Below are 25,856 nucleotides of genomic sequence, written 5' to 3' on the forward strand. Positions count from 1 at the left end.
ATTAAACCGTGCCTTTATCAAAAGGTCTTTTTTTTTCGAAAAATTACCGGCAGCCCTACATAAAATTTGGGGTGATAGACAAAATATTATCAAATTATTATCAAAATGCCAGGGGGTGATGAGCAATTAACGGCAATGGTTTGTCTTCGAAAAAGAAATTATTAATTTACGCAGCCTGCCTGCTGGCGCTGACAATTGGACTGTTTTCACTGCACGGAAGGCAAGCCGCGGCGCAAAACCCCACCCTGTACTGGGGAAGCGCCGGGGATGACGTTATCAGCGTGCAACAACGGCTTAACCAATGGGGATATTATAATGGCAGCTTGGACGGGTTTTATGGCAATGATACCTTTCGGGCAGTCAGTAACTTCCAGCAAAGCAACGGCATCCCTCCCGATGGTATAGTGGGGCAGGCTACCTGGGACGCTCTCGGATTAAGCGTCCCCAATGAGGCGCCGGCAGTTTCCAGAGGAGCGGCCACCGACCGGGGTGATGTTACGCTCCTGGCGCGGGTGATTGAAGGCGAAGCGGCGGACGAACCGCTGGTCGGCAAAGTAGCTGTGGGCGCGGTCATATTAAACCGGACAAAAAGCGCTTCTTTCCCGCATTCAATTAGCGGCGTAATTTTTCAGCCTGAAGCTTTCGAGTCGATTGAGAACGGACAAGCTTACCGGCCTTTAAGCGAGGAATCCCTCCAGGCCGCCCAGATGGCCATGAGCGGGTATGACCCTTCAGGCGGATCGCTCTTTTTCTGGAACCCGGCCAAATCAGTAAGCCCATGGATATGGAGCAGAAATATTGTTACCCAAATCGGCAATCACGTTTTTGCCCAGTGAAGGGGGGTTGATTGATGAGAAAGTGGATTTTAGCCGGGGTCATCGGTCTGCTGGCGCTGGCGGCGGCCGGTTCCTGGGGCTACAGCCAGTACACGGCCAACCGTCAACTGGAAAATTATTTAAGCAATAAATACCAGCGCGCTTTTTACGACCTGGCAAGCCAAACACAAAGTCTTGAAGTGCTCTTGTCAAAAAGCATGGTTGCTTCAGACCCGCGCCTGGACAGCAATCTGCTGATGGATATTCGCCAGCAGGCGGCATTTGCCCAGTCCAACCTCGGGCAACTGCCGTTAAACGATGCAATGGCCGGGCGCACGGCCAAGTTTCTAAGCCAGGTGGGAGATTATGCGGACAGTTTAGCCCGGCAGGTCAATCAGGGTGAAGCTATTGACACCAAGCACTGGGATACCCTGAACAGTCTTTACCAGCAGGCGACCGCATTGAACAGTGAGCTGCAGGGAATGCAGGCCGGCGTTGCTCAAAATAATTTTTATTTCGGAGAAATGGTGCGTCAGGTTAGAAATAAACTGCAAAAACCTCCGGATGACCTTGCCAAGACTGATTTTCAGGCAATGGATAAACAGATGCAGCGCTACCCCGCGCTGATCTATGACGGGCCTTATTCAGAACACCTGGAACGAACAGAGCCCGAGGATTTAAACGGAATGAGCGATGTGGACGCGCCGGAAGCGGAGCAAAGAGCGCTAGCTTTTATTGACAAGCAGGGTAGCGCCGAATATCAGGCCAGGGTTACCGGGACAACCAACGGGCGCATTCCGGCACACCGGGTGGAAGTGACCCGGGTAGGTGGGCAGGACGGCACGGCAACAATACTGGATGTGTCCCGGCAGGGCGGCAAGGTGATCTGGATGATGAATTCCCGGCCGACCGGCACTCAGAGTGTCAGCATTGACGAAGCGCGGCAGAAAGCCTTGCGATTCCTGGCCGGCCGTGGTTTCGGGGAAATGCGCTCGACATATTTTCAGCGTCATGGAAATTCAGCCACTTTTAACTTCGCGGCGCTGCAGAATGGTGTTACCCTCTATCCAGATTTGGTGAAGGTGACCGTTGCTTTAGACAACGGCGAAGTTACCGGAACAGAAACCTCCGGTTACCTGATGTCCCACAAGCAGCGCGCCCTGCCGGAAGCGGCCATTTCGCGCGAGCATGCGCGCGCGGCAATTAACCCGCGATTAAACGTATCCGGAGGAGATCTTGTGCTCATCCCGGTTGGCGTTTCAGATGAAAAACTGGCTTACGAATTCCATGGCAAATTGGGGGAGGACTCCTACTTAATTTATATTGACGCTGTTAACGGGCGGGAGGAAAATGTTTTAAAACTAATCGAGACACCTGGCGGCACATTGACTATGTAACTGTCCAGCCTTTTCCGGTTGACACCTCGTTGCGCTTGTGCTAAAATAACTATAATTTTATGAATTTATCAAGCATACGCAAGGCTATGAAGGGGAAGAAAAGCGCTGTAATCGCCAGCGAGCCGGGGTTTGGTGCAAGCCCGGTCGAGGAAAGCGCCAGGGGCCGCCCCGGATGCCGCGGGTGAAAAATCCTTTTAAGGAGAATAAGCCGCCGCCGGCTTGCCGCCGTTAACTGGCAGGAGAGGGCTGCATAGAAAACCCAAAATGGGTGCAGTATGCGGCCAATTAGGGTGGTACCGCGAGAAAATCCCGTCCCTTTTGGGGGCGGGTTTTTTTTGTCAGTTCATCACGAAGGAGTGATATGGATTGAAAGAAATACTGGAACTTCTCGAATCCGACGCCAGGCTTACCGCCGGGCAGATTGCCACAATGCTCGGCCGGGATGAGGAAGAAGTTGCGCGGATTATTAAAGAGTCGGAAGAAAAAAAACTAATCCAGGGTTATTTTACACTGGTTGACTGGGATAAATTCGGATCCGAGAAGGTTACCGCAATGATTGAGGTGAAAATATCACCGCAGCGGGACGTGGGTTTTGACGCGGTGGCCGAGCGCATTTACCGGTTCCCCGAGGTGCGGAGTGTCAGATTGATGTCGGGCGCTTATGACCTGATGGTGATGATAGAAGGTGGCACAATGAAGGAGGTTGCTCATTTTGTCTCCTTTAAACTGGCCTCGATGGAATATGTTCTAAGCACCGCGACTCATTTTGTCTTAAAAACTTATAAGCATCATGGTGTCATCACTGATGACGCAGAAGAAGACAGAAGGCAGGTGATCGTACCATGACTTTACAAACTGACTGGTCGGAAATGATTAACCCGGCTGTGCGTGATCTGCCGCCTTCCGGCATCAGGCGCTTTTTTGATTTGGTTACGGAAGTAAAAGGCATCATTTCGCTGGGGGTAGGTGAGCCGGACTTTGTAACGCCTTGGCATATCCGGGAAGCTTGCTTATATTCACTGGAAAAAGGCTACACCATGTACACCTCGAACCACGGGATGCTGGAACTGCGCGAGGAGATTGCCCGGGACATCCATGATACCTATAAAGTAGACTATAACCCGCGCAGTGAAATTCTGGTAACTGTCGGGGTCAGTGAAGGCCTGGATCTGGCCATGCGCGCCCTGCTCCAGCCCGGGGACGAGGTATTGATTCCCCAGCCGTCATATGTTTCCTACGCGCCTTGCGTCATTTTAACCGGTGGCAAACCGGTTTATATAAGTACAGCAGCGGAAAACGGTTTTCAGTTAACTGGGGAGCAAGTTGAAAAGGCTATTACTCCAAAGACCAAGATTCTTGTATTAAGCTATCCGAACAACCCCACCGGCGCCACTATTGACCGGCAAAACCTCCTGGAAATGACAGAAGTGGCCGCTGCGCATAACCTGATTGTCATCTCCGATGAAGTATATGACAAACTAACTTATGTGGGAGAGCATACTTGTGTTTCTTCCCTGCCGGGAATGCGCGAGCGGACGGTGTTGTTGAACGGATTCTCCAAGGCTTACGCCATGACTGGCTGGCGCGTCGGATACGCGGCCGGCAACGGCGACTTTATTTCAGCCATGACCAAGATCCACCAGTACACCATGTTATGCGCCCCGATTACCGCCCAGGTTGCCGCCCTGGAGGCGCTAAAGAACGGCCGGAGAGAAATGCGCAAAATGATTGACATGTATAACCGCCGCCGCCGGCTGGTCGTGGAAGCTTTTCGTGAAATGGGGCTGCCGTGTTTCGAGCCGCGCGGCGCATTTTACGCGTTTCCCGACATAAGGAGCACCGGGCTGTCCTCGGAGGAGTTCGCCATGCAGTTGCTCAAAGAAGAAAAAGTGCTGGTGGTGCCGGGCGACGCTTTCGGAGAGCAGGGTGAAGGATTTGTCCGCTGCGCATATGCGGCCTCCTGGGAAGATTTGGGTGAAGCGCTAAAGAGGATGGGCAGCTTCGTCAAGCGCAGGCTGTCACGGGGGAAAGTATTGACTGCTTCTTTCAGAAAGCCTGTGCAGAATGAAAAAGAAGAGCAAGTAGGGACTGTTCTAGCCTTGCCATAAGAGAGGTTATTTATTAAGAAAATTTGATTGAGGGCAAGTTAAATTACTGTAAGAGGATATATCCAGCCCCGGCGCCGCCGGGGTTTTGCTTTCTGTGATTAGTGGATAAGTGAGGGAACTGTTTGAGGCGCAAAGCGCCGAGTTTGACCGAACCCGAGGGCGATAGAGTTCGTACATTTATAGGGGCCAAACATGAGCCGCGTTGTATACCCAAAGGTTGCCGGCGAATTTGTTCTTCTTATTAATCTGTTGCAAGCCAGTGTTTTGCGAAATATGGAAATTATTAACCGTTATTGTCATCATACGCTAAGCATATTATGCATAAAACGTATCCTTAACAGTCACATGAAGTCCAGGGATTGCATATATCTGAAAAAGGTGGGTTACGGTTAAATAATAAACCATCTATAAAAAGGCGCCGCTCATAAAAGCCGGACAAAAGCGGCCGTCCTGAGGGTGATAATTGGTGAAAAACGGTGACGAAAGCAGTATTCTGGGTAATGTTTTGAGAGGTATCGGTGAACTGGTCGAACTGGTGCAAAAAATGGACGCCGAAGGGAAGACGGAAATTAACAGGTTTGGAACATTAGGCGACTTCCACGGGCAGCAGGGAACAGGTGCCCGCTATGGCTTTACTCTGAGAACGGGTCTGCCGGGAAGAAGGAGACCGGCTCCCGGTGACGTTGCACCGAGTGAAGTCGAATGGCAGCCTCCCTTAAAAAAACGTGAGCCGGTGATTGATGTTTTTGATGAGGGCGGTTTCATCCGTGTCGTAGCGGAACTGTCGATAGCATCGGATGATGAAGTGGCTCTTGATATAAAAGAAAATGTACTTAATATGACTGTTGAAACGAGAGATGTTTCCTTCAGTAAGTGCATAGCCATGCCTAAAAAAGTAAATCCTGGCACAATGCGTAAATATATTCGCAATGGTATCTTGGAAGTGCTAGTGGATGTGCAGGATAGTAGTCAGTAGTCAATAATCAGTAGTCAAGAGACAGGAGATAGAAACAAGAGACAAGAGTCTGGAGACAGTAGCTGGTAGGTGAAGTTATTAAAGTGGCTGGACAGATTACCTTTAAAGTTACCAAGGCAATGGGCAAGGATGTTGGCAGGGGGATCGCCCGTTTGGATCCCGCAGACATCCAGGAGCTGGGTCTGGGCGTCGGGGATCTGATTGCTATTGGCTCCGGGTGCCGGACAGCTGCCCGGGTTATGCCGGCTTACGCCGAGTACAGAGGCGGCAAGTTGCTGCAGATTGACGGCATTATCAGGGAAAACGCCGGAGTGTCGCTGGGTGAGATGGTTCAGGTCAGCGCTGTCAATGGCCGGTCCGCCCAAAAAATTGTCTTGACCCCTATCGGCGCGGAATCTAACCTGCAGTTGGACGAAGCGTTCATTAGCCGTTCGCTGCAAGGAATACCATTGGTTAAAGGGGATAAAGTTCGCATTTCGGTGCTAGGCTTGCGGAACCAGGAATTCATGATTGAGGAAACCGTGCCTGATGGATTTGTGCTGCTTAAAAAAGACACTGTGGTGGAATTGCTGCAAACAAAAGTGGCAGGGCTAAAGAAGGCCGGTCAAGTAACCTATGAAGACATCGGCGGGATGGGCAAGGAACTGTCCAGGATCCGGGAGATGATCGAACTGCCGCTTAAGTACCCGGCTGTCTTCCAACACCTGGGCATTGAACCGCCCAAGGGTGTGCTGCTGTGCGGGCCGCCGGGCACCGGCAAAACATTAATCGCCCGGGCGGTGGCCGGCGAAGCTAACGCATACTTTTTGTCCGTTAATGGTCCGGAGATAATCCATAAGTATTATGGTGAAAGCGAGGCTAAATTACGGGAGATCTTTGACAAGGCCGCTAAAAAGGGCAACAGCATTATTTTTCTGGACGAAATTGACGCTATTGCGCCCAAACGGGCTGAAGTTACCGGTGAAGTTGAGAAAAGAGTGGTGGCCCAGTTGCTTGCGCTGATGGACGGCCTGGCTTCACGCGGACAAGTGATCGTCATCGGAGCCACCAATATACCGGATTCCCTTGATCCGGCCTTACGCCGCCCCGGCCGGTTCGACCGGGAAATAATTATTGGTGTGCCTGACCAGAAGGGCCGGCTGGAGATCTTGCAAATCCATACCCGGGGCATGCCCTTGGCCGGTGATGTGGACCTGGAGCGGATAGCCGGGTTAACCGGCGGGTTCGTTGGGGCGGACTTGCTGGCCCTTTGCCGGGAGGCGGCAATGCACCGTTTGAGAAGAATCCTGCCCTACATGGACCCGGAAGGTTTATCCCCGGAACTGCTGGCCCGACTGCATGTATCCATGCAGGATTTCCTGCAGGCGCTGGAGGAAGTGGAGCCGTCGGCTACCAGGGAGTTTCTGGTAGAAGTGCCCGGCGCCAATTGGGAGGATGTAGGTGGATTGGACGGGGTCAAACAGCACTTGCGGGAAACCATTGAATGGCCTTTGAAATACACGGAGCTTTTTGACCAGGCCGGTGCTCAGGCGCCGCGGGGAATTCTTTTGTACGGTCCGCCCGGTACGGGTAAAACATTGCTGGCCCGGGCGGTTGCCAATGAAGCTAACGCCAACTTTATCTCGATTAAAGGCCCGGCTTTACTGTCCAAGTGGGTGGGTGAGTCGGAAAAAGCCGTGCGGGAGGTTTTCCATAAGGCTCGCCAAGCGGCCCCATGCATTATTTTTTTTGATGAGATTGACGCCCTGGTCGCTGCCCGGGGAATGAGTGGTTCGGTTGCCTCTGAACGGGTTTTGAGCCAGTTATTGACCGAAATGGACGGTATTGAGGATTTACGGCGGGTAGTGGTGCTGGGGGCGACCAACCGGCTTGATCTAATCGATCCGGCCCTGTTGCGCCCGGGACGGTTTGATTTGCAACTACGCATGGAACTGCCCGCGCAGGCTTCCCGCCGGCAAATTCTGGACGTACACACCAGGAAAAAGCCTGTCGCGGAAGATGTGGATCTAGACGGTCTGGCCGTTGAAACTGAAGGTTTCTCCGGCGCGGATATCCGGCACCTGTGCAGCAGGGCGGCCCTCGCTGCGGTACGGGAATACCTGGCCGGAAATGATTCGTCGCCACAGGGGGCTCCCGGCATACAGATTTGCCACAGGCATTTCAGGCAAGCTCTGGCGGAAATCGGGCTGCGGGCGACACCGGATGGTTCAAGTTAAGCCTAAAGAAACAAAGAAGGTGAAAATTTTAGATGACTGCCGGGTTGCAACCAAAAAAACAGCGTGATGGAGATTCGCTGGCTGCGCTGGTAGACCGCCTGCTCGACAAAGGCCTGGTAATCAATGCCGATATTTTGGTGTCGGTGGCAGGGGTGGAATTGCTTGGCTTAAAAATCAGGGCGGCGCTAGCCTCCTTCGAAACAGCGGCCCGGTATGGCCTGGAATTTCCCTCCGGCACCAATATTGAGACCGTAGCCTGGAAAGACGCGCAGATGGAGAGGGAAAGCTGTCCGCAATGTGAAAAGCGGGTGTCCAAAGAGGAACTCCTGTCAGAGGGGTGCCCGTGGTGCGGGTGGATTTCGGCCAAGGCGAAAAAACGCCTGGATGCCCACTCGTCCTTGCCGGTATAGCGCGGGAGGAGGGAGCTTGCATTGCAATTAGATGAAGTAAAATGAAGCGGCTATTAGCCGCCCTGGACAGCCGGAGCCGGGCTGTCTGGTGGCATCTATACTGCCGCGGTCATGCGGACATCGCCGGAATGTCAGCGGCAGCCGGCCTGGATAGCGAGATGGAGGTTTTACTTGCCATTCGCCAGGCGCTTAATCCCGCCGCCGAGGCCATCCTGGGTGAACCGGCGGTTGAATTTGCCCCCTGCCGGGCAGACATAAGCACGGGCGAGAAGATATACAACCACTGGTGGCTTAATCCTGTCTTCCTGCCGCCTGTGGCCGGTGAACCCCTTGTGGACATATTTGAAACCGAAAGTGAACTGGTGTTAATTGTTGATCCCGGCAGCCGGCCGGTTTACGGTAACCCGGAAGTAACCTGCCGGAATGGCATCGTCATGATTAGGTTCGAGCGTTCTGAAGGCAGGTAGCAGCAGGAGTCAGGAGTCAGGAGTTCTGTCTTCCCGCTGCCTGCGGCAGGAGAGTGGTTCGTGAACATATTTGAAACCGGCGGCGATTCTGGATCAATTGTTAATTCCGGCAGCCGACCGCTGTTCGGGAACCTGGAAATAATTAGCCGGAATGGTATCGTCATGATTAGGTTTAAGCATTCGAAAAAAGGTAGAATTCAGTGTTTGGGATACAGGAGGCATAGAGAGCATTTTTTGTCTTAAAATATTCTGACTACTGACTCCTGACTACTGACTACTGAATAGAGGTGCCGCTTTGGCTCTGGAAATCAGCGAGGATAATTTAAAGCAAGGTTTACTGGGCCTGGTTATCGCTCTGGTGGAGATAATTAAGGATGCCTTAAAATTACAGGCCCTGTCGCGCATGGAGGACGGCAGTCTGAATGAAACGGAGATCGAGCGGCTGGGCCGGGCGTTGCTTGATCTGGACCGGGCTATTGAGGACATTAAGTGTGAGCATGGTGTCAGCGAGTCGGTGAAGAGTGTCCGGGACGGCCTGGACCGGATCGTGGATGAAGTGGTGGACCGGATTCTTGATCCCCGGCGATGGGAAGAAGAGCAGTAGGGGGTGGAAGAATGGCTCTCCGGGTGGATGACGGCGGCAGCGGTTTGATGAATCAGAATGTAGCGGCTGTCAGTTCTGTTGCCCGTCTGTTGGTGAAGGCTGAATTAAAAAAAATGGGACTGGAAAAAGAAATACTGGTGGCGGCGCGGGAAGTTTTGCAGCAAGCCGTTCGGGATGCCATCCGGGCTGTGCTCATCGAAACGGCCGGCATGAAGGGGGCGTCTGATCTGACAGTACAAGTAGACATGGCAGAAGTATTAAGGCATACGTCTCCGGCAGCTGAAGCGCAGGCGGATCCTAAGATCGAATCTCCGGTGTCGCCGGGTTGTCATGAACCTCTCCAGTCTCAAGAGCATGCGCCGGCAGCCGCTCCCACAGGCTTGTATATTTACGGTGTGGCTGCCGGAGAAGATGATTTTGAAATGGGGGTTGCCGGTGTCGCAGGGTGCCGGGTATATGCCTTGGCTGCCGCAGGCTTGTGTGCTGTAGTGCACGACTGTTCCACAGAGCCTTATCGTCCGGACAGCGACGAGCAGGCTAAAGAGTGGCTGTTTGCGCACCAGGAAGTACTGGACCGCGCTAAAGAGCGGCTGGAGACCATTCTTCCCATGGGTTTTAATACAATAATTCACTCTGCCGCCCGTAAGCCTCAGGAAGTGTTGAGGGAATGGTTGTCGCAGGAGTGCGGCCGTTTGAAATCAATGCTTGATCGCCTTCGTGGCAAAGAAGAATTTGCAATTAAGATCCTAGTGCCGGAAGAGGTTTTAAAGAAGGTGGCTCTGCGGGAAGACAGCCGCCTGCAAGAATTGCAGAGGGAACTTGAGGGTAAACCGGAAGGAACGCGCTACCTTTACAAGGAAAGACTGGAAAAGGCTGTTAAAGATTCTCTGGAAGAAATGGCGGAAGTTTATTTCAGAAAGGTTTACCGGGCTCTCCATCGGTTATGCGCTGATATTCGAGTGGAAAAAACAAAGCAGGGACCGCCAGGAAAGCGTATGATTGCCAGCCTTTCCTGCCTGGTGGAGAAAGACCTTGTACCGGCGCTGAGTGAAACGCTGGCGGAAATCAAGCAGCAGGAAGCTCTTGACATAGATTTTACCGGTCCCTGGCCGCCTTACAGCTTTGTCAGCCAACCGGTCGTACCGTCATAAGTTGTTTCGGCCGGGCATACGGTGTGAGGTTTAATATGCGAGGTTTAAGGAATGGTGAAGGAAAGCAATAAAATGCGACCTGTAAGCCGGCGGGAAGCCACACTAAATGATCTTCTCGACCGGCTTTTAAATAAAGGGCTGATGTTATACAGCGACGTGGTTGTTACTGTCTCCGGCATTCCCCTCCTGGGACTGAATTTGCGTCTGGCATTAGCAGGCATGTCCACTATGCTGCGCTATGGTTTTATGACGGACTGGGATGAGGCTATACGCTCTTCTGTTCAAAAAGATAAGGCCGTGGATGGGCCGCCCCTGGAGAGAGGGGAGCGGGTTCTTTTTTCCCAGTTTGCTTCCTGCTGGTTCAACCGTGGTATTTATTCCGCCTGGCAGCCGGGGTTGCTTTATCTTACCGACAGGCGCCTGCTGCTCTACCGTCAGGAACCGGCGGAAACACTGCTAGACATCGGTTTGGGTCTGGTGAGCGGCGTGGATACCCGGCAAGAGCCCCATTTTAGTGGCCAGAACAGGGAGGAGATCCGGATCACCCTGACTACAGGTAACATAGTGAGGTTACACTGCGCCATCAGCAGTCAGCTGTTAAACGCTCTGGAAAAAGCCCGCGACACAGGTAATTCCCTAAACTGTGCCGAGCCGGCGCCGGACAGCGAAAAGAGAATATGGTACCTGATAAATGACCCCACAGGTAAATATAACTGGAGGCCGGGCTCATTTTACGTGCGGGAAGGTTGCCTGTGCTGGCGGGGTAGTTCAGGGCAAGGGGTACTGTTTCAGGTGGCCTCTGCCGATGTGCTGGAGGTAGAGGTGACAACTAAAGATGTCCCGGACGGCCCCGGCGGCAGATCAGTAATGGTGCTGCGTTATCTCGGCCGGCTCAGCCCAGAAAAGGTTTACTTTGCCGGTGAAGAGGAGGTTTTGCGGCCATGGGTTTCCCTGCTCGCGGACGCTCGCCGCGACCTTCTGGAAACCTGCCCGGCCTGTGGGGCTCCCGATCATGCTAACAGATTGCTTGATCACGGCTGTGCTGTTTGCGGCTGGGTGAGCGCCCGGCAGAAACGGCATTTACCATGAATCATAATTAGTTAAAAGAGACCAGAAAATAATTAACAATGTGGTACTTATTTACATAATATACATTAGTAAGATTGAAGCTGGAGGCTTCTAAGGAGGGGTTTTATAGAAGTATTTTAGTATTAATTTTTAATATGGAATAAATTTCATAATTCAATTGAGTTGAGACCCCAGATGAAAGTGCATTGTAATAAATATGGTGTATTTTCGAATTTATTTAAACTATTGGCACATCGGACGGTAGAGAAACATAAACTACTAGCATAATCCAACATATCCAAACAAAGGAGTGTTTATTGTGAAACACAGCATTAAAGCTTCCAGCCTGGCGGAAGTTGTCGACCGGATCCTTGAAAAAGGTATCGTTATCGATCTCTGGGTAAGAGTATCACTGGTCGGTATTGAGCTTCTTGCCGTTGAAGCGAGAGTCGTCATCGCTAGCGTGGAAACCTGGCTTAAGTATGCTGAAGCAGTCGGCTTGACAGCCTTCCCGCTTCACGAAGCAGCATAGCGCTATTTGACTCCCCGGCTTGAACTCGTTTCCGGCCGGGGAGCATCCCAGACTTAGATGACGCGTTGTAATAGCGTCTTTATAGCTAAATAAAACGGACGGAGGTAATACAAGTGTCACTTTCCCAAGACCTGGCCGCAGTTGGTGAAGATCTTGTCAGCACACTTAAAGCGAGACTTGAACTGCTTGAAGCAATGCAAGCCGAGGTACAGCAGATGCTTGAAAAGTACCATCAAGAGCGACTGGAAATGTCCGCGAAGTTGAAAGAAATTCTCGCTGAAGACCGGTTAAACCGGGTTGAAGAAGTAAATAAACTGGTTGATTCCTACTGTGACGACAGGACCGAAGCGCAAAAAATTTGGAAAGAAACCCTGGCGGTCATGGAAAAGCTCAGGACTCACAAAGTTAATAAGGTTAAGGAGAAAGTAAAGCCAAAGAGGAATAAATTTGAGGAGTAAAAAATGATTGTACTGAAAGTTATTAATACTGTGGCGGATTTTTTTGGCGAGGTATTAAAAAAGCCAGGTGATGTCATAGCGGTATTCCCTCAACCGGATGAAGGCTGGAAGGTGCAAATCGAGGTGGCGGAAGACTCGGAATATATGCGAAAAAGAGCGAGAGATGACCTGATGGCCCTGTATGAAGTTTCGCTTGATAAGGACTTGCAGATCCTGGGGTTTGAACGCCTGAGCCTTCGTGAAAGAAATGCGAATAGTATAGAATAGTATAGAAGAAATACATCCGAGGTGGTAGGAATGCCGGCAGGACAATCGGAAAAAACTTCTTGGGAGAATGAAATTTTTATTGAAACCCCCTATATCAGGAATATTGAAAATCGCGCCATGATGTACCTGGAGGCAGGTTTTCCGGTGCATTTAAGCGGGCCGTCTGGCACCGGTAAAACTTCCCTGGCCTTAAATATCGCCAAAAATATGGGCCGCCCGGTAACGTTGATCCACGGAAATGAAGACTTCTCGACAACTGATTTGGTGGGTGGCAATGTAGGTTACCGGCGCAAAAAAGTAATTGACGATTACATCAACTACGTTCACTCCATTACAGAGAGCTTGCAGCAGCAGTGGCTGGACGGGCGGATAACGACAGCCTGCCGCAACGGCCATATATTGATCTACGATGAATTTACCCGTTCCAGGGCGGAAGTTAATAATATACTGCTTTCGATTTTGGAGGAAAAAACCCTGAGCCTGCCCAGTTTTCAGAACGAGGGACAGGATCTGAAAGTACACCCTCAGTTTAAAGCTATTTTTACCAGTAATCCGGTGGAATACGCTGGTATTCACAAGGCGCAGGTTGCTCTTTCCGACAGGTTGATTACCCTTGAGCTTGATGATTTTGATTTTGATTCAGAGGTAGCCATAACTGCGGCAAAGTCCGGTCTGGATACTGAAGTTGCGGAAAGAATTGTACGTGTGATGAGGATGTTCAGGGAGACTTGCGGTTACCCGGTTGTCGCCTCCGTACGGACCAGCATAAAAATTGCCAGGGTGATGTCGGTACACCATTTGTCCCCGGTTAGTGGTGAACAGACATTCGGGCAAGTTTGCATAGATATCCTGCTCTCTCTGATTCCTGGAGTCAGTGGGCGGGAGAGGGAAAAACTTGTGGGTTTGGTAGAGGGTATAGTGGATTCTTGTTTTCAGCATTAATGATAAAGCCGGTTCAGACGGTGTGGCGCTTACCGCTGGGGTGATCTGAAACCCACGGGTAAGCGCCGCGTCAAATCAGGAGTCATATTAATAAACGCCGGGTGGGGTGATGCAATTGGCGAAAAAAAAAGAGGGTAAATATCTTTACGGTATTATTGAAACAAGGGACAAAAGAAGTTTTGGCAACATAGGCATCGGTGGCCGGGAGGATATTGTATATACGATTAATTACCGGGATTTGGCGGTTGTGGCTAGCAACACTCCGGTAATTATTTATGATCCTGTTAAAGAAAACGCCTTCGCCCACCAGAGAGTCATATCAGACGTGATGGAAGAATTCGATATCGTTCCGATGAGTTTCGGGATTATATCTGAAAGCACGGAAGAAATAATCAACCTGATGAAAAAAAATTATGTCAAATTTAAAAGAGAGATTGCTAAAATCAGAGGTAAAGTTGAACTTGGTTTAAAAATTTACTGGAAAAAAGATTCATTCGTTAAAGAAATACAGGAAGTTAACAGTTCTATCTCAGATGTTAAGGAAAAACTCACCCGAGAGAATCCCGATGCCGCCTATTACGGCAGGATTGATTTGGGGAAAATGGTTGAAGCGGCGGCTGGTGAGAAAAGAAACTATTATCACGGGCAAATATTCGAACCTCTGGAAAAGATGGCTGTTTCTGCCCGGAAGAATGATATTGTTACGCCCAGAATGGTGTTAAATGCTTCATTCCTGGTAGCCAAAGAAAAAGAACCGGAATTTGACCTGGCAGTCGAGGAAATCTACCAACAGTATCAGGACAATTTAGATATTAAATATACCGGCCCATGGCCCCCGTACAATTTTATAAACCTTAAAATAAATTTATGATAAAAGCAGGTAATGCGTATGTTTATACTTGACGACTTGATGATGGCGCCCTGGCGTTTTTTTTATTTTGTTGTTGAGAAAATACATGATCAAGCCATGGCGGAACTTTTGGATGAATCAGTAATCACCCGCCAGTTGCTGGAAGCGCAGATTCGTTATGATATGGGTGAAATTGATGATGAAGAATACGGAAAAATCGAAGAGGTGTTGATCAATCGCTTGCACACGGCCAGGGAATTAAAACTGCAACTGGCGGAAGAAGAATCCGAAAACCTTGATGAAAGTGAATACGGAGTTATAGAAACTGATAATCTTGAAGAAGATGAAGACGAATATGAAGAAATAGAAGATTCTGAGGAAATTGAAGTTAATTTCGCCGGATTTATGGAAGACTGATAAGTAAAATCGCCCTTATGGCAAGTGCCACTCCACCCTGAGCAAACTTTATGAGCCTTCGGTATGGCGGTTTCCGGCTCAATGTTGACTTGACAGACTAAGTGCAAAGTATTAACCTAATTACTGAATTGGCTATATTGTGTCTGTCAAGGAGGTTTAAATATATATGGGCGGCATAGTTGAAGAAGTAAGTTCCGGTCTGGCCCGTGCCCTGGCCGGAGCCCTGGAATCTGCCCGCGGCAGAGGGTCTGTCAAAGTTGATCAAGTGCCGGAATTTACGGTGGAAGTGCCCCGTGAAAAAGACCACGGTGATTTTGCCGCCAACCTGGCCATGCTGCTAGCCAGACCGGCCCGTATGGCGCCTCGCAAAATAGCGGAAATCCTAGTCAATAACTTTTCCTTAACCGGGACCTGGGTGGAACGGGTAGAAATCGCCGGCCCCGGTTTTATTAATTTTTACCTTAAACCTGCCTGGGTCTACGAGATTCTTCCCAAGATTATTGCCTTGCGGGAAAACTACGGACGTTTAGACGAGGGAAAGGGTAAAAGAGTTCAGGTGGAATTTGTCAGCGCCAATCCCACCGGCCTGCTGCACATGGGAAACGCCCGCGGGGCCGCGTTGGGAGACAGCATCGCTTCGATTCTGGACTTTGCGGGTTTTTCTGTTACCCGTGAGTTTTACATAAACGATGCCGGCAATCAGATTGAAAACTTCGGCCTTTCCCTGGAAGCCCGCTATATGCAGCTGTTAGGCCTGGATGTGCCGTTCCCGGAAGATGGCTATCATGGAGAGGACCTTGTCGGTACTGTTCAGAGCTTTATTGGCCGTCACGGAGACGCTTTCCTAAAGGTTGAAGCAGGAGAGCGGCGGGCGGCCTTAGTGGAATATGCCCTCAACGAAAAACTGGAAGCCATCAAGCGCGTACTGCGGGATTTCGGCGTCCGGTACGATGTCTGGTTTTCCGAGCGGTTTCTGCACGAGTCCGGGGCGGTCAAGGACACCTTGAATTTATTGCGGGAACAGGGCCATATTTATGAGAGTGAAGAAGCCCTGTGGTTTAAAGCAAGTGCTTTCGGCGCGGAAAAGGACGAGGTGCTGGTGCGCTCCAATGGCATACCAACCTATTTCGCGACTGATATAGCCTATCACCTGAACAAGTTCCAGCGGGGCTTCGAGCGGGTGATCGATATCTGGGGCGCCGACCACCACGGTCACGTGGCCCGGATGAAGGGCGCCGTTGCGGCCGTGGGTTACGACCCGGCGGCCCTGGAAGTTGTCATTATGCAGCTTGTCCGTCTTTACAAGGGCGGTGAACTGGTGCGCATGTCCAAGCGGAGCGGGCAATTTGTGACCCTGGAAGAACTGGTGGAGGATGTCGGCAAGGACGCCGCCCGTTACTTTTTTGTTATGCGCAGTTCCGACAGCCACCTGGATTTTGACCTCGATCTGGCCAAAGCGGAAACCAATGAGAATCCGGTTTATTACATCCAGTATGCTCACGCCCGCATTTGCAGCATTCTTAGGCAGTGCAAAGAACAGGGCGGCAAAGTGCCGGACCCGGCTGAAGTTGATTTTAGCCTGCTCAAGGAAGAGAGTGAGTTTGCCCTGGCGAGGAAGCTGGCAGACTTCCCGGGAGAGGTAGCCTCCGCCGCCAAGGGGCTCGCGCCGCAGCGCATCGCGCGCTACGCTCATGAACTGGCCGGCCTTTTGCACAGCTTTTACAACGCCAACCGGGTGATTACCGCGGACCAAGCCTTGTCCGGCGCCCGTTTGGTGCTGGTGGACGCCACCCGGATTACCCTGCAAAATGCCCTGCGTCTTCTGGGGCTAACCGCGCCGCAGCGTATGTAAGCGGATAATCCGTTGGCGACTGTTGACAGGTCCTGTTGGTAGCAATAGAATGGGAGAGGCAGTTTATTGGGAGAAATAAGGAGGTTGTAAGTAGTTAAATAAAAGTATGTAAAGAACAATGATCCGTTGACACGAACACCTGTTCTATTTTATAATAGATACAGGAGGTGAGTGCATATGAGTATTAAGTAATAATTAGAGAGGAAAGGTTTCTATGCAGTTACATCCGATGATGCGTCGCTTTAGCCTCGCGGTGAAAGTCGGGCGCGGAGGTTAAATCAACCAGGCGGTGGGTAACACCCCCTTCCGGGCAGAACTGTAAAGCCAGGCGGCATCTCTGCCACCCGGAATATGGACGAGAGTCCATAGCTGAGCAGTTGAATCCTGTGAAACTGCCTCCCGCTTAGTCGGACGGGAGAGAATCTAACAAATGATTTGTTTAGATTCCAGAAACCAGGAGTTATGGCCAAATTCATATTTGTCACCGGCGGGGTTGTTTCTTCGCTGGGAAAGGGAATTACGGCCGCCTCCCTAGGGCGTCTGTTAAAATGCCGCGGGCTGAAGGTAGCCATTCAGAAACTGGACCCGTATATTAACGTTGACCCAGGTACCATGAGCCCTTATCAACACGGAGAAGTTTTTGTCACTGAGGACGGCGCGGAAACCGATCTGGACCTTGGGCACTATGAGCGGTTTATTGATATAAATATCTTCAGAAACTGCAACGTCACTACCGGAGGAATATATTCTTCAGTAATAAACAAGGAGCGCAGGGGTGACTACCTGGGCGGCACGGTGCAGGTAATTCCCCATATCACCAATGAAATTAAGGAGCGGGTGCGCAGTGTGGCCGATGAATCAGGCGCCGATATAATCATTACCGAGATCGGCGGGACTGTCGGCGACATTGAGTCACTGCCCTTTTTAGAAGCCATCCGCCAGTTGAAGGGCAATCTCGGTAAAAATAATGTGGTTTATATCCATGTTACCCTGGTTCCGTACCTGAGAGCAGCTAACGAGTTGAAAACCAAGCCCACTCAGCACAGCGTCAAAGAACTCAGGAGCATCGGCATCCAGCCGGATGTGATTGTCTGCCGCAGCGAGCGGCCTCTTTCCAAAGAAATGGAAGATAAACTGGCATTATTCTGTGATATTGACAAGGACGCGGTGATCCAGGCTGTAGACGCTCCGTCTATTTATGAGGTTCCCTTGATGCTTGAAGAAGAAGGCCTGGCTGATATTGTGCTGGACAAACTGGGTATCGCCACCGGCCCGCCGGATTTGACCGAGTGGCAGGAAATGGTGGTAAAGATGAAAAACTTACGCTATACTACCACCATAGGTCTGGTGGGAAAATACGTCTCTCTGCCCGACGCTTACCTGAGCGTCGCGGAAGCCCTGCGTCACGCGGGCTTTTATAATGAGTCGGCGATCAAGATCAAATGGATTGACTCAGAAGAAGTTGAACGCGCAAAAGTTGAGGATTTTTTGGCTGATGTTGACGGCGTTCTGGTGCCTGGCGGTTTTGGAGACCGTGGCATTGAAGGCAAGATCGAGGCCATCCGGTATGCCCGTGAGAATAAAGTGCCCTACCTGGGCCTTTGCCTCGGAATGCAGCTTGCCGTAGTGGAGTTTGCCCGCAATGTTTTGAACTGGCAGGGGGCGAACAGTATAGAGTTTAACCCCGATACGCCTTATCCGGTTATAGACCTGCTGCCGGAACAAAAAACACTCGACCAGATGGGGGGAACCATGCGTTTGGGCCACTACCCGTGCATGCTTCAACCCGGCTCACTAGCCCGGCAGGCATACCAGGAGGAAATAATTGAAGAAAGGCACCGCCACCGTTATGAGATGAACAATATTTACCGGGAGGATTTTGCGCGTGGCGGCCTCGCATTTACCGGCACGCGGCCTGACGGTTATTTGGTGGAGATTATTGAACTGACCGGCCACCCCTGGTTTGTGGCTACCCAGTTTCACCCCGAGTTTAAATCCCGGCCCAACCGGCCGCATCCGTTATTCAGAGAATTTATCGGGGCGGCCCGGAAGTTTGCGGAGCGAAGTAAATAACTTGACGAATTCTATTGCAGCTTTGGTTAAACCAAAGCTTTTTTGTCAGAGACCTATGGGCTTACACCACGGCTCATGTTCGGTCCCTATAATTGTTCGAGCTTTTTTCAACCTCGGGTTCGGTCAAACTCGGCGCTTTGCGCTTCAAACAGTTCCCTCGCTTATCCTCGGGCTCATTCGCTCTTTGAATGAGGCCTTAAAATCGCCGTTTATGTAAGCCCTTAGGTCTTTCGTAATTTGTTACCGATAGCATGCATGTTTTCCAAGCAAAACAGCATGATAAGGTAACATGAGATAAAGAGGTGGTTGGTAATGAGCAGGAAGATAATCGCAGGCATAATTCTTGGACTGGTAGCTCTGTCGGTCGTTCTCTCGTTTAATTTGCGTACTGGGAACAGAACGCCCCGGCAGTCCGGCTCTGACAAGGGTAAAGTCGGTGTGATTTATATTGAGGGCACTATCGCGTCCGGTCAATCTGACACCGGATTGTTAAGCAGCGGTGTCAGTTCGGAAGAAATAGCCGCTACTATAAGAAAAGCTGCCCGGGATCCGGAGATAGGAGCCGTGGTAATAAGGCTGAACAGCCCTGGCGGTACTCCGGCAGCCTCGCAGGAAATCGGATTGGAAATTGAAAGATTGAGGCAATCGGGTAAAAAAGTAGTGGCCTCTATGGGGGACGTGGCGGCTTCCGGCGCTTACTGGGTCGCCGCGTGCACAGACCAAATCGTTGCCAACCCCGGTACGATGACCGGAAGTATCGGAGTCATTATGCAGACGCCAAATCTCCAGGGATTATACGATAAGCTGGGAATAAGCGAAGAAACTTTTAAGAGTGGCCCCTATAAGGATATGGGATCCTCATCCAGGCCGGTGACAACGGATGAGAGGGCTATTTTTCAATCGATGATTGACGATATTTACAACCAGTTTGTTGATGCTGTCGCGAAAGGCAGGCATAAAGACGTTTTAGAAATTAGAAAGCTGGCCGACGGCAGGGTTTTTACCGGGCGGCAGGCTATTGAACTCGGTTTGGTTGACCAGCTTGGCGATTTTCACGACGCGGTGCTATTGGCTGGAAAACTGGCGGGACTATCAGGTGAGCCGGTAATTGCTGAACTTGGTTATAAAAATATTTGGCGAAACTTTTTAGGGGGCGCCTGGGAAAGCATCCTATCAGGCAAAAGTATGCCGGCTTTAACCGGAGGAACGTCAGCTTATCCTTACGGGTTGAGATAACGGGTCAGTAGCCAGTAGTCAGTATTCAGTAGTCAAAGAATGATTTATTGTTTTGAAATATCTGCCCCTGAAAATAAATCTGTACCATTTTCATCCATTTGATGGTGATGGGAAAAACAAAACTTTTTTTGCATGAGGTTGGTAAATGCTGAAAGCATATACTCGGGGTATTCTATCTACTGAATACTGAATACTGGCTACTGACTACTAATTTTCGGGGAGGTGTTTTTATTGGACGTTAATCTCGACCGGGAAGACGGTGAAGTAACTGATATTAACTTGGAATTTGAACAGTCCCCCGGCGGAGGCGAGCCTCGCCGCCAGGATTTTTTAGAACTGGTTTACGGTGTGCTTTTTGATCCGTTGAGAACCCTGGAAGCTGTCGCAAAAAAGCCGCCGGTTGCCCTCGCTTTCCTGATATTTACTGTCATATGTATTCTAGACGTTACAATGGGGCTGCTTACCGTTTCACGGGCAATGACTGCAGGTCTTTACAACAACGATTTAGAAAATTTCCTGTCGTCTTTCCGGGCGCTGGCTCCTTTGGGAGCAGTCTTCGGCCTGTTCTGGGGCTATTTGAAATGGTTTGGCTACAGCGCTTTCATACACCTTGCAGCTGAATTGCTAGGCGGGAAAGGCGTCGCTACGGGTGTTTTGGTGGTCGTAGGGCTGGCCGGCATGCCATCCATCTTTATGGTTCCGGTTAATTTGTTGTCCTTGTGGCTGGGTACGGGCGGATTGATTATAATCGCGCTGGCAGGGTTGGCGACAGTGGTATGGAGCGTTGTCCTGCTGGTGATCGGTCTGAAGCAGGTGCACGGATTAACCGCAGGCCGGTCGTTCCTGGTTGTGGTATCACCTTTTTTGCTCCTTCTGGTTTTATTCATCATTATAATTGCGGCGCTGGTGGCTGTTGCGGCGTCAATGCCTTTTGGCATGCACAACCCCGTTTACTTTTAGTAGCATCTAAAGAGTTAGCTCAGTATGACGTGTCGCTTACCCGGAGGGCGATTATTTATTAATTTCCCTTGGAGAAAGAGGACTTTTATTCCTGCTGTCGAAGTACTATATACAGGTTTTGAAGGAAAGGTTTTAACAGCTCTTTCAGGGGGGGTAAGCAATGCTGATAGCTACAGACGCCGTGTTGGCTATGCGTTGCCCTGAGTGTGGAAAAATGGATGTTCATAACTTTTCCCGGTTTGCCTTCCCCAGGGGCAAAGCTGTTTCCATCAGCTGTTCCTGCGGCGCCACTAAACTGGAGGTTATTAAAAACCGGTCCGGTTATTTATTAAAACTGGCCTGTATGGTTTGCGAAACCGGCCACCTTCACGAGATTCCCGGCAAGACCCTCTGGTCCGGGGAAGTAACCCGGCTTTCCTGCCAGGAGACTGATCTGGTTGTGGGAAATGTCGGTCCTGTATCCAAGATTAGCGAAATGATGACAAGCCATGATCAGGAACTGGAAACCTTTTTTGGCGAAATCGGCTGTGAAAGTTACTTTCATAATTCAAGAATTATGTTTGAGGTTCTGAGCCGATTGCATGATATTGCCGACGCCGGTGGGTTGTACTGCCAGTGCGGAAATCACAAGATTGAAGTGGATATATTTCCGGACAGGTTGGAACTGCACTGTAAAAATTGCGACAGTATAAATATTGTCTATGCGGAAACAGAAGAGGACTTGACTGTCATCCAGCAGGTTGAATCTATTGAACTTGCGCGACATGGGTTTAAGTGCCTTGACAGTCTGGCGAACGCAGGCAAGTTAAAAAAAACACGACGCAAAAGAAATGAGACATAATTTTATGGATAAAGCACCGAAGGGAGGTGTTTTGGATTAAGCTTTTTATTGATACGGCAAACGTGGAAGAAATCAGAGAGGCATATTCGCTCGGGGTTATTTGCGGTGTTACCACCAACCCGTCGTTAATCGCTAAAGAAGGCCGTAATTTCGCTGAAGTAGTCCGTGAGATTGTATCAATTGTGGACGGGCCGATTAGCGCCGAAGTAGTCGGCACGGAAGCCCCGGTTATGGTCGAAGAAGCTTTGGAACTTTCTGCCATACACCCCAATATAGTGATCAAAATTCCCATGACAGCTGAAGGGTTGAAGGCTACGAAAATTTTGGCCGAAAAAGGTATTCACACCAATGTTACCCTAATCTTTTCCGCTAATCAAGCCCTGCTGGCTGCCCGCGCCGGAGCTACTTACGTCAGTCCGTTTGTAGGGCGTTTGGATGATATCAGCCAGGATGGGATCGAGCTTATTTGCGACATTGTTGATATATTCGACCGGTATGCGCTAGCCACCGAGATCATCACCGCCAGCGTTCGCCACCCGGTTCACGTTACTGCGGCGGCGAAGGCCGGCTCTCATATTGCTACAGTTCCTTACAAAGTGATTATGCAAATGATCAAACACCCCTTGACCGATGCCGGTATAAAAAAATTCCTTGAAGACTGGGAAACTGTAAAAAATAAATAAGGTTATAATGCCATCTCTAAAGGAGTAGAGTGTGTTATCTGAAAGTGACCTTTACTGCAAAAAAAAAATTACTTCCAGGATTGTGGAATCAGTTAAGAATTATTACCGCAAGATGATGGAACTGCCTGACTCGCCCCAAAAGATAGCCTGCGGTGTAGCCATGGGATTGTCTTTTGATTTTCTCCCGATACCTATCATCAGCATTCCGCTATCTTACCTGGTAGCCCGTCTGATCCGCTGCAACCCGGTGGCGGCGGTTGCCACAGTTGTGTTTTTTAAGCTGGCGGTGCCGTTTTTCTATACCTTGGATCTGTTGACGGGAAATGCCTTGTTGGGTAGTATGACCGGACCGGATATTGCAATTGCCGGTGATAATATGTTCAGCCCCTTATTGTCGGGAATTGCCGAACATGGCTACCCGTTTCTGGCGGGCAGCCTGGTTAACGCTGTGGCGGTTTTTTTGCCCGTATATTTTTTGCTGAAGTATTTACTGAAGAGGAAACAGCGAAAGGGCGTATAAAACGCGCCCGCGCTGGTTATAAAATCAGTAGACAGTAGTCAGTAGACAGTAGTCAGAATAAAAGAGTGATAGAGTTGTTTATTGTCTTGATATATTCTGAATTCTGACTCCTGAATTCTGAATACTTAAATATTAATTCCCTTAAGCGGGAGGGGTGCCTTTGAATTATTCCGAGCTTGAGAACAAGACCATGGTTGAGTTGTATAAGATTGCTAAAGGTCTTGAACTGCCGGCATATTATAAATTGCGAAAAAAAGAGTTAATCTTTGAAATTTTAAAAGTTCAGACCCAAAAAGACGGCCTCTTGTTTGCACAAGGGGTTCTGGAAATACTGCCTGACGGTTATGGTTTTCTAAGGCCCTTACAGTACTTGCCCAGTCATGACGATATATATGTTTCCGCTTCCCAGATCAGGCGTTTTGATTTACGCACAGGTGACCTGGTAGGCGGGCAGGTGCGGAAGCCAAAGGAAACCGAGCGGTATTTCGCCTTGTTGAGAGTGGAACAAGTTAATGGTATTGACCCGGAGCAATCCGGTGAAAGATTTCACTTCGACGGGCTGACGCCCCTCTACCCCATGCAGCGCATCACCTTGGAAACTGAACCGGATAAATTATCCACCCGCATTATTGATTTGGTAGCCCCAATTGGTAAAGGCCAGCGTGGCTTGATTGTATCCCCGCCCAAAGCAGGAAAGACTATTCTCCTTAAAGAAATCGCCAATAGCATTACCAGGAACCACCCGGAAATTGTCTTGATGGTGCTGTTAATCGATGAGCGGCCGGAAGAAGTCACCGACATTGAGCGTTCGGTGAACGGTGAAGTAGTCAGTTCCACTTTTGACGAGCCGCCGGAAAACCATGTCAAAGTTGCGGATATGGTCTTGGAACGGGTAAAACGTTTGGTGGAGCATAAATATGATGTGGTTATCCTTCTTGACAGCATTACCCGCCTGGCGAGAGCGCATAACCTGGTAGTGCCGCCCAGCGGCCGCACTCTTTCCGGCGGTGTGGACCCCGCCTCACTGCATAAGCCGAAACGTTTTTTCGGCGCGGCGCGTAATATTGAAGAAGGCGGCAGTTTGACGATTTTGGCCACAGCCCTGATTGAGACAGGCAGCCGGATGGATGATGTGATCTTTGAGGAATTTAAAGGCACCGGAAATATGGAACTGATTCTGGACAGGCGCCTGGCGGAAAGAAGAATTTTCCCGGCTATTGATGTCCACCGGTCGGGTACGCGCAAGGAAGAATTGTTGCTGTCAAAAGATGAATTGGAAATGATTTGGCAGTTTCGCAAAGCAACCAGCGGCGCGAATTCATTGGAAGCTATGGAAATGCTGCTGGAACAGATCAAGCGCACCAAGACCAACCACGACTTGCTGCACGCCTTCCGCCACCTGCGACGCGCTGAGGCGGTTGCCGCAACGCGAGCTGAGTCCTCCCGTAAAAACGCTTACAACAACATAGGTACTTAATCTCTGGTTTTATAGATAATTTAAATTTGCAGCAAATAGCCTAATGTATTAAATTCACCTTTTCAGGCAAAACTATATTTTGTATTGCTTGGAAGAGGTGATATTTTTATGAAACATAAAACTATATTGGGGGTTGTTGCCTTCTCAGTCATCACGGCGCTGGCTATCCTGTGGGCTGAATGCCCGGCCGGCGCCCGGCTGGACGAGCGTATTCTTGAGGGAGCTCCTTACACTACGCCGCCGCCGGTTGTCGCAGCCGCAACCCAAAGCTTATATGAGATAAAAACCGGTGACACCCTTTGCGATATTGCCAGAGGGAAAGGGGTGTCCGTGGAAGCTCTAGCGAAGGCCAATGATCTGGCTGATCCGGACAATATCCTTGCCGGCCAATTTATTAGAGTGCCCGCGGATAACGTTGTGCACCAGATTCAGCCGGGGGAAACCTTGCTAAGCATTGCGGGGCTGTATAATGTAGACGTGAATGCGCTCGCGTCCCGGAACGAACTGTCCGATGTCAATAACATTATTGCCGGCAGGCAACTGCTGATCCCGCGCGGCGCTACAAGCCAAGAAGCAACTCTGCCGGTTGCCGGCTCGCAGGTTAGGCAGTTGGCCTGGCCGCTGTTGGGCACGATTACCTCGCCTTTCGGCGCCAGAGACGGCTCACCGCACGAAGGCATTGACATCGCCGCGGAGGAGAATACCCCGATGCGGGCGGCGGCCCCCGGCAAGGTGGTCTTTGCCGGCCCCAGGGGAACCTACGGGCTGGCGGTGATTATCGACCACGGCAACGGGCTGCGCACGCTATACGCTCACTGCGCGAAACTGCTTGTAACTGAAGGAAGCGTTGTCGACACCAACACCATTATCGCCCTGGCCGGCAGCACCGGCCGTTCCACCGGACCCCACCTGCACCTGGAGGTGCTGCAGAACGGCGTCCCGCTCGACCCGCTGAACTGGCTGGAGCGGAGGAGTTATTACAGCTAAATATTAAAGGCCGCTAAATAAAGCGGCCTTTAATATTTAGGCAGTCAGTAGTCAGTAGTCATCTGACTACTGACTACACAATCATACATCCGATATTCAATAAGGCACCCGCGCTCTACATCGCTTGGATTTCCGTTACTTTTAGATCTACCCTGTAACCTAATCGCTGCAAAAAACTTTCACACTCTTCCCAGGTGACTCCGAAAGCTTTAACGTCTGCAAGTCCCAAACGGCTAGTTATATCCCTCAAAGTGTCGTAGTTTCTTTCCTCAAAGTCTGCATCCATCATAGACATTTCAGCCCAGTTTACCAGTTCTGACAGGGTAATGCGGTGAAATAAATAATCTATTATTTTTTGTGCTATATCTTGACGAGTAACTTTCATTGTTATTCTTCTTTCAAATTTTTTTCATTTTCTGTTCGCTTATTGGCCACAGCTAACTAGTTCTCCTTAATTTTAAGTTTAGTATATAGCTAAAATGATGAAATGTCAATAATATCCATATTGCGGCAAAACCTTTACATAGCTACTTTTTCAAGATATTATAT

At 50.1% G+C, this 25,856-nt stretch carries 27 protein-coding genes; 26 read left to right on the top strand and 1 reads right to left on the bottom strand.

Annotated elements, in window-relative coordinates:
- The first annotated feature begins 140 nt into the window (after positions 1 to 140).
- The 26 genes from sleB (at position 141) to L7E55_RS04450 (ending at position 25,307) form a co-directional block, all read left to right on the top strand.
- Positions 141 to 836 carry a spore cortex-lytic enzyme gene (gene sleB / locus L7E55_RS04325; RefSeq protein WP_277442819.1) on the top strand — a complete coding sequence of 232 codons (696 nt, stop codon included), beginning with the start codon at positions 141 to 143 and terminating at the stop codon, positions 834 to 836.
- A 14-nt stretch (positions 837 to 850) separates the two neighbouring features.
- Entirely contained in the window at positions 851 to 2,212 is a 1,362-nt protein-coding gene (gene ypeB, locus L7E55_RS04330) for a germination protein YpeB (protein WP_277442820.1), read from the top strand.
- A gap of 366 nt (positions 2,213 to 2,578) precedes the next feature.
- Complete coding sequence (locus L7E55_RS04335; protein ID WP_277442822.1) at positions 2,579 to 3,058, top strand: Lrp/AsnC family transcriptional regulator; 480 nt, start codon at positions 2,579 to 2,581, stop codon at positions 3,056 to 3,058.
- Complete coding sequence (locus L7E55_RS04340) at positions 3,055 to 4,320, top strand: aminotransferase class I/II-fold pyridoxal phosphate-dependent enzyme (protein WP_277442823.1); 1,266 nt, start codon at positions 3,055 to 3,057, stop codon at positions 4,318 to 4,320. The genes L7E55_RS04335 and L7E55_RS04340 overlap by 4 nt, the downstream gene beginning before the upstream one ends.
- 466 nt (positions 4,321 to 4,786) lie before the next feature.
- On the top strand, positions 4,787 to 5,296 hold the full coding sequence (locus L7E55_RS04345; protein ID WP_277442824.1) for an Hsp20/alpha crystallin family protein: 510 nt from the start codon (positions 4,787 to 4,789) through the stop codon (positions 5,294 to 5,296).
- Between the two features lie 83 nt (positions 5,297 to 5,379).
- On the top strand, positions 5,380 to 7,512 hold the full coding sequence (locus L7E55_RS04350) for a CDC48 family AAA ATPase (RefSeq protein ID WP_277442825.1): 2,133 nt from the start codon (positions 5,380 to 5,382) through the stop codon (positions 7,510 to 7,512).
- 32 nt (positions 7,513 to 7,544) lie between these two features.
- Positions 7,545 to 7,922, top strand: coding sequence for a gas vesicle protein (locus L7E55_RS04355; RefSeq protein WP_277442827.1), 378 nt, complete (start codon positions 7,545 to 7,547; stop codon positions 7,920 to 7,922).
- 41 nt (positions 7,923 to 7,963) lie between these two features.
- Entirely contained in the window at positions 7,964 to 8,389 is a 426-nt protein-coding gene (locus L7E55_RS04360; protein ID WP_277442828.1) for a hypothetical protein, read from the top strand.
- Between the two features lie 295 nt (positions 8,390 to 8,684).
- Complete coding sequence (gene gvpK, locus L7E55_RS04365; RefSeq protein WP_277442829.1) at positions 8,685 to 8,993, top strand: gas vesicle protein GvpK; 309 nt, start codon at positions 8,685 to 8,687, stop codon at positions 8,991 to 8,993.
- An 11-nt stretch (positions 8,994 to 9,004) separates the two neighbouring features.
- Entirely contained in the window at positions 9,005 to 10,144 is a 1,140-nt protein-coding gene (locus tag L7E55_RS04370; RefSeq protein ID WP_277442830.1) for a GvpL/GvpF family gas vesicle protein, read from the top strand.
- A gap of 51 nt (positions 10,145 to 10,195) precedes the next feature.
- Positions 10,196 to 11,233: a gas vesicle protein GvpJ gene (gene gvpJ / locus L7E55_RS04375; protein WP_277442831.1), complete on the top strand. Its 1,038-nt coding sequence runs from the start codon at positions 10,196 to 10,198 to the stop codon at positions 11,231 to 11,233.
- Between the two features lie 298 nt (positions 11,234 to 11,531).
- Positions 11,532 to 11,744 carry a gas vesicle structural protein GvpA gene (gene gvpA, locus L7E55_RS04380; RefSeq protein WP_277442832.1) on the top strand — a complete coding sequence of 71 codons (213 nt, stop codon included), beginning with the start codon at positions 11,532 to 11,534 and terminating at the stop codon, positions 11,742 to 11,744.
- A 113-nt stretch (positions 11,745 to 11,857) separates the two neighbouring features.
- Positions 11,858 to 12,202, top strand: a complete 345-nt coding sequence (locus L7E55_RS04385) for a hypothetical protein (protein WP_277442833.1) — start codon at positions 11,858 to 11,860, stop codon at positions 12,200 to 12,202.
- 3 nt (positions 12,203 to 12,205) lie between these two features.
- The gene (gvpO, locus tag L7E55_RS04390) at positions 12,206 to 12,469 is read left to right on the top strand and encodes a gas vesicle protein GvpO (protein WP_277442834.1); all 264 of its coding nucleotides are present in this window, start codon (positions 12,206 to 12,208) and stop codon (positions 12,467 to 12,469) included.
- 30 nt (positions 12,470 to 12,499) lie between these two features.
- Positions 12,500 to 13,411 carry a gas vesicle protein GvpN gene (gene gvpN / locus L7E55_RS04395; protein WP_277442835.1) on the top strand — a complete coding sequence of 304 codons (912 nt, stop codon included), beginning with the start codon at positions 12,500 to 12,502 and terminating at the stop codon, positions 13,409 to 13,411.
- A 115-nt stretch (positions 13,412 to 13,526) separates the two neighbouring features.
- Entirely contained in the window at positions 13,527 to 14,282 is a 756-nt protein-coding gene (locus L7E55_RS04400; RefSeq protein ID WP_277442836.1) for a GvpL/GvpF family gas vesicle protein, read from the top strand.
- 18 nt (positions 14,283 to 14,300) lie between these two features.
- Positions 14,301 to 14,678, top strand: coding sequence for a gas vesicle protein GvpG (locus tag L7E55_RS04405; protein WP_277442837.1), 378 nt, complete (start codon positions 14,301 to 14,303; stop codon positions 14,676 to 14,678).
- Positions 14,679 to 14,844: 166 nt separating this feature from the next.
- The gene (argS, locus tag L7E55_RS04410) at positions 14,845 to 16,530 is read left to right on the top strand and encodes an arginine--tRNA ligase (RefSeq protein WP_277442838.1); all 1,686 of its coding nucleotides are present in this window, start codon (positions 14,845 to 14,847) and stop codon (positions 16,528 to 16,530) included.
- Between the two features lie 462 nt (positions 16,531 to 16,992).
- A complete protein-coding gene (locus L7E55_RS04415; protein ID WP_277442839.1) occupies positions 16,993 to 18,603 on the top strand; it encodes a CTP synthase in 1,611 nt (536 codons plus the stop codon).
- A gap of 312 nt (positions 18,604 to 18,915) precedes the next feature.
- On the top strand, positions 18,916 to 19,839 hold the full coding sequence (gene sppA, locus L7E55_RS04420; protein WP_277442840.1) for a signal peptide peptidase SppA: 924 nt from the start codon (positions 18,916 to 18,918) through the stop codon (positions 19,837 to 19,839).
- Positions 19,840 to 20,070: 231 nt separating this feature from the next.
- Positions 20,071 to 20,799 (top strand): Yip1 family protein, encoded by a 729-nt coding sequence (locus L7E55_RS04425; RefSeq protein ID WP_277442841.1) that lies wholly within the window; start codon positions 20,071 to 20,073, stop codon positions 20,797 to 20,799.
- 160 nt (positions 20,800 to 20,959) lie between these two features.
- Positions 20,960 to 21,640: a hypothetical protein gene (locus L7E55_RS04430; RefSeq protein ID WP_277442842.1), complete on the top strand. Its 681-nt coding sequence runs from the start codon at positions 20,960 to 20,962 to the stop codon at positions 21,638 to 21,640.
- Between the two features lie 35 nt (positions 21,641 to 21,675).
- A complete protein-coding gene (gene fsa / locus L7E55_RS04435) occupies positions 21,676 to 22,323 on the top strand; it encodes a fructose-6-phosphate aldolase (protein WP_277442874.1) in 648 nt (215 codons plus the stop codon).
- A gap of 31 nt (positions 22,324 to 22,354) precedes the next feature.
- A complete protein-coding gene (locus tag L7E55_RS04440; protein WP_277442843.1) occupies positions 22,355 to 22,843 on the top strand; it encodes a DUF2062 domain-containing protein in 489 nt (162 codons plus the stop codon).
- 160 nt (positions 22,844 to 23,003) lie between these two features.
- The gene (gene rho, locus L7E55_RS04445; RefSeq protein WP_277442844.1) at positions 23,004 to 24,320 is read left to right on the top strand and encodes a transcription termination factor Rho; all 1,317 of its coding nucleotides are present in this window, start codon (positions 23,004 to 23,006) and stop codon (positions 24,318 to 24,320) included.
- A 108-nt stretch (positions 24,321 to 24,428) separates the two neighbouring features.
- The gene (locus L7E55_RS04450; protein WP_277442845.1) at positions 24,429 to 25,307 is read left to right on the top strand and encodes a M23 family metallopeptidase; all 879 of its coding nucleotides are present in this window, start codon (positions 24,429 to 24,431) and stop codon (positions 25,305 to 25,307) included.
- Positions 25,308 to 25,422: 115 nt separating this feature from the next.
- On the opposite strand, the gene L7E55_RS04455 is transcribed toward L7E55_RS04450, so the two are convergent.
- On the bottom strand, positions 25,423 to 25,692 hold the full coding sequence (locus L7E55_RS04455) for a hypothetical protein (protein WP_277442846.1): 270 nt from the start codon (positions 25,690 to 25,692) through the stop codon (positions 25,423 to 25,425).
- Between the last annotated feature and the right edge of the window lie 164 nt (positions 25,693 to 25,856).

Origin of the sequence: Pelotomaculum isophthalicicum JI, assembly GCF_029478095.1 — a bacterium.
Lineage (GTDB): Bacteria > Bacillota > Desulfotomaculia > Desulfotomaculales > Pelotomaculaceae > Pelotomaculum_D > Pelotomaculum_D isophthalicicum.

Bases quoted from the DNA above. Each gene is read 5' to 3' on its own strand.
- L7E55_RS04405 (WP_277442837.1), top strand. From the start codon at position 14,301: ATGTTTATACTTGACGACTTGATGATGGCGCCCTGGCGTTTTTTTTAT.
- L7E55_RS04430 (WP_277442842.1), top strand. From the start codon at position 20,960: ATGCTGATAGCTACAGACGCCGTGTTGGCTATGCGTTGCCCTGAGTGT.
- L7E55_RS04450 (WP_277442845.1), top strand. From the start codon at position 24,429: ATGAAACATAAAACTATATTGGGGGTTGTTGCCTTCTCAGTCATCACG.
- gvpJ (WP_277442831.1), top strand. From the start codon at position 10,196: ATGGTGAAGGAAAGCAATAAAATGCGACCTGTAAGCCGGCGGGAAGCC.
- L7E55_RS04355 (WP_277442827.1), top strand. From the start codon at position 7,545: ATGACTGCCGGGTTGCAACCAAAAAAACAGCGTGATGGAGATTCGCTG.
- L7E55_RS04455 (WP_277442846.1), bottom strand. From the start codon at position 25,692: ATGAAAGTTACTCGTCAAGATATAGCACAAAAAATAATAGATTATTTA.
- gvpO (WP_277442834.1), top strand. From the start codon at position 12,206: ATGATTGTACTGAAAGTTATTAATACTGTGGCGGATTTTTTTGGCGAG.
- ypeB (WP_277442820.1), top strand. From the start codon at position 851: ATGAGAAAGTGGATTTTAGCCGGGGTCATCGGTCTGCTGGCGCTGGCG.
- gvpN (WP_277442835.1), top strand. From the start codon at position 12,500: ATGCCGGCAGGACAATCGGAAAAAACTTCTTGGGAGAATGAAATTTTT.
- L7E55_RS04370 (WP_277442830.1), top strand. From the start codon at position 9,005: ATGGCTCTCCGGGTGGATGACGGCGGCAGCGGTTTGATGAATCAGAAT.
- L7E55_RS04340 (WP_277442823.1), top strand. From the start codon at position 3,055: ATGACTTTACAAACTGACTGGTCGGAAATGATTAACCCGGCTGTGCGT.
- L7E55_RS04360 (WP_277442828.1), top strand. From the start codon at position 7,964: ATGAAGCGGCTATTAGCCGCCCTGGACAGCCGGAGCCGGGCTGTCTGG.
- argS (WP_277442838.1), top strand. From the start codon at position 14,845: ATGGGCGGCATAGTTGAAGAAGTAAGTTCCGGTCTGGCCCGTGCCCTG.
- L7E55_RS04415 (WP_277442839.1), top strand. From the start codon at position 16,993: ATGGCCAAATTCATATTTGTCACCGGCGGGGTTGTTTCTTCGCTGGGA.
- sppA (WP_277442840.1), top strand. From the start codon at position 18,916: ATGAGCAGGAAGATAATCGCAGGCATAATTCTTGGACTGGTAGCTCTG.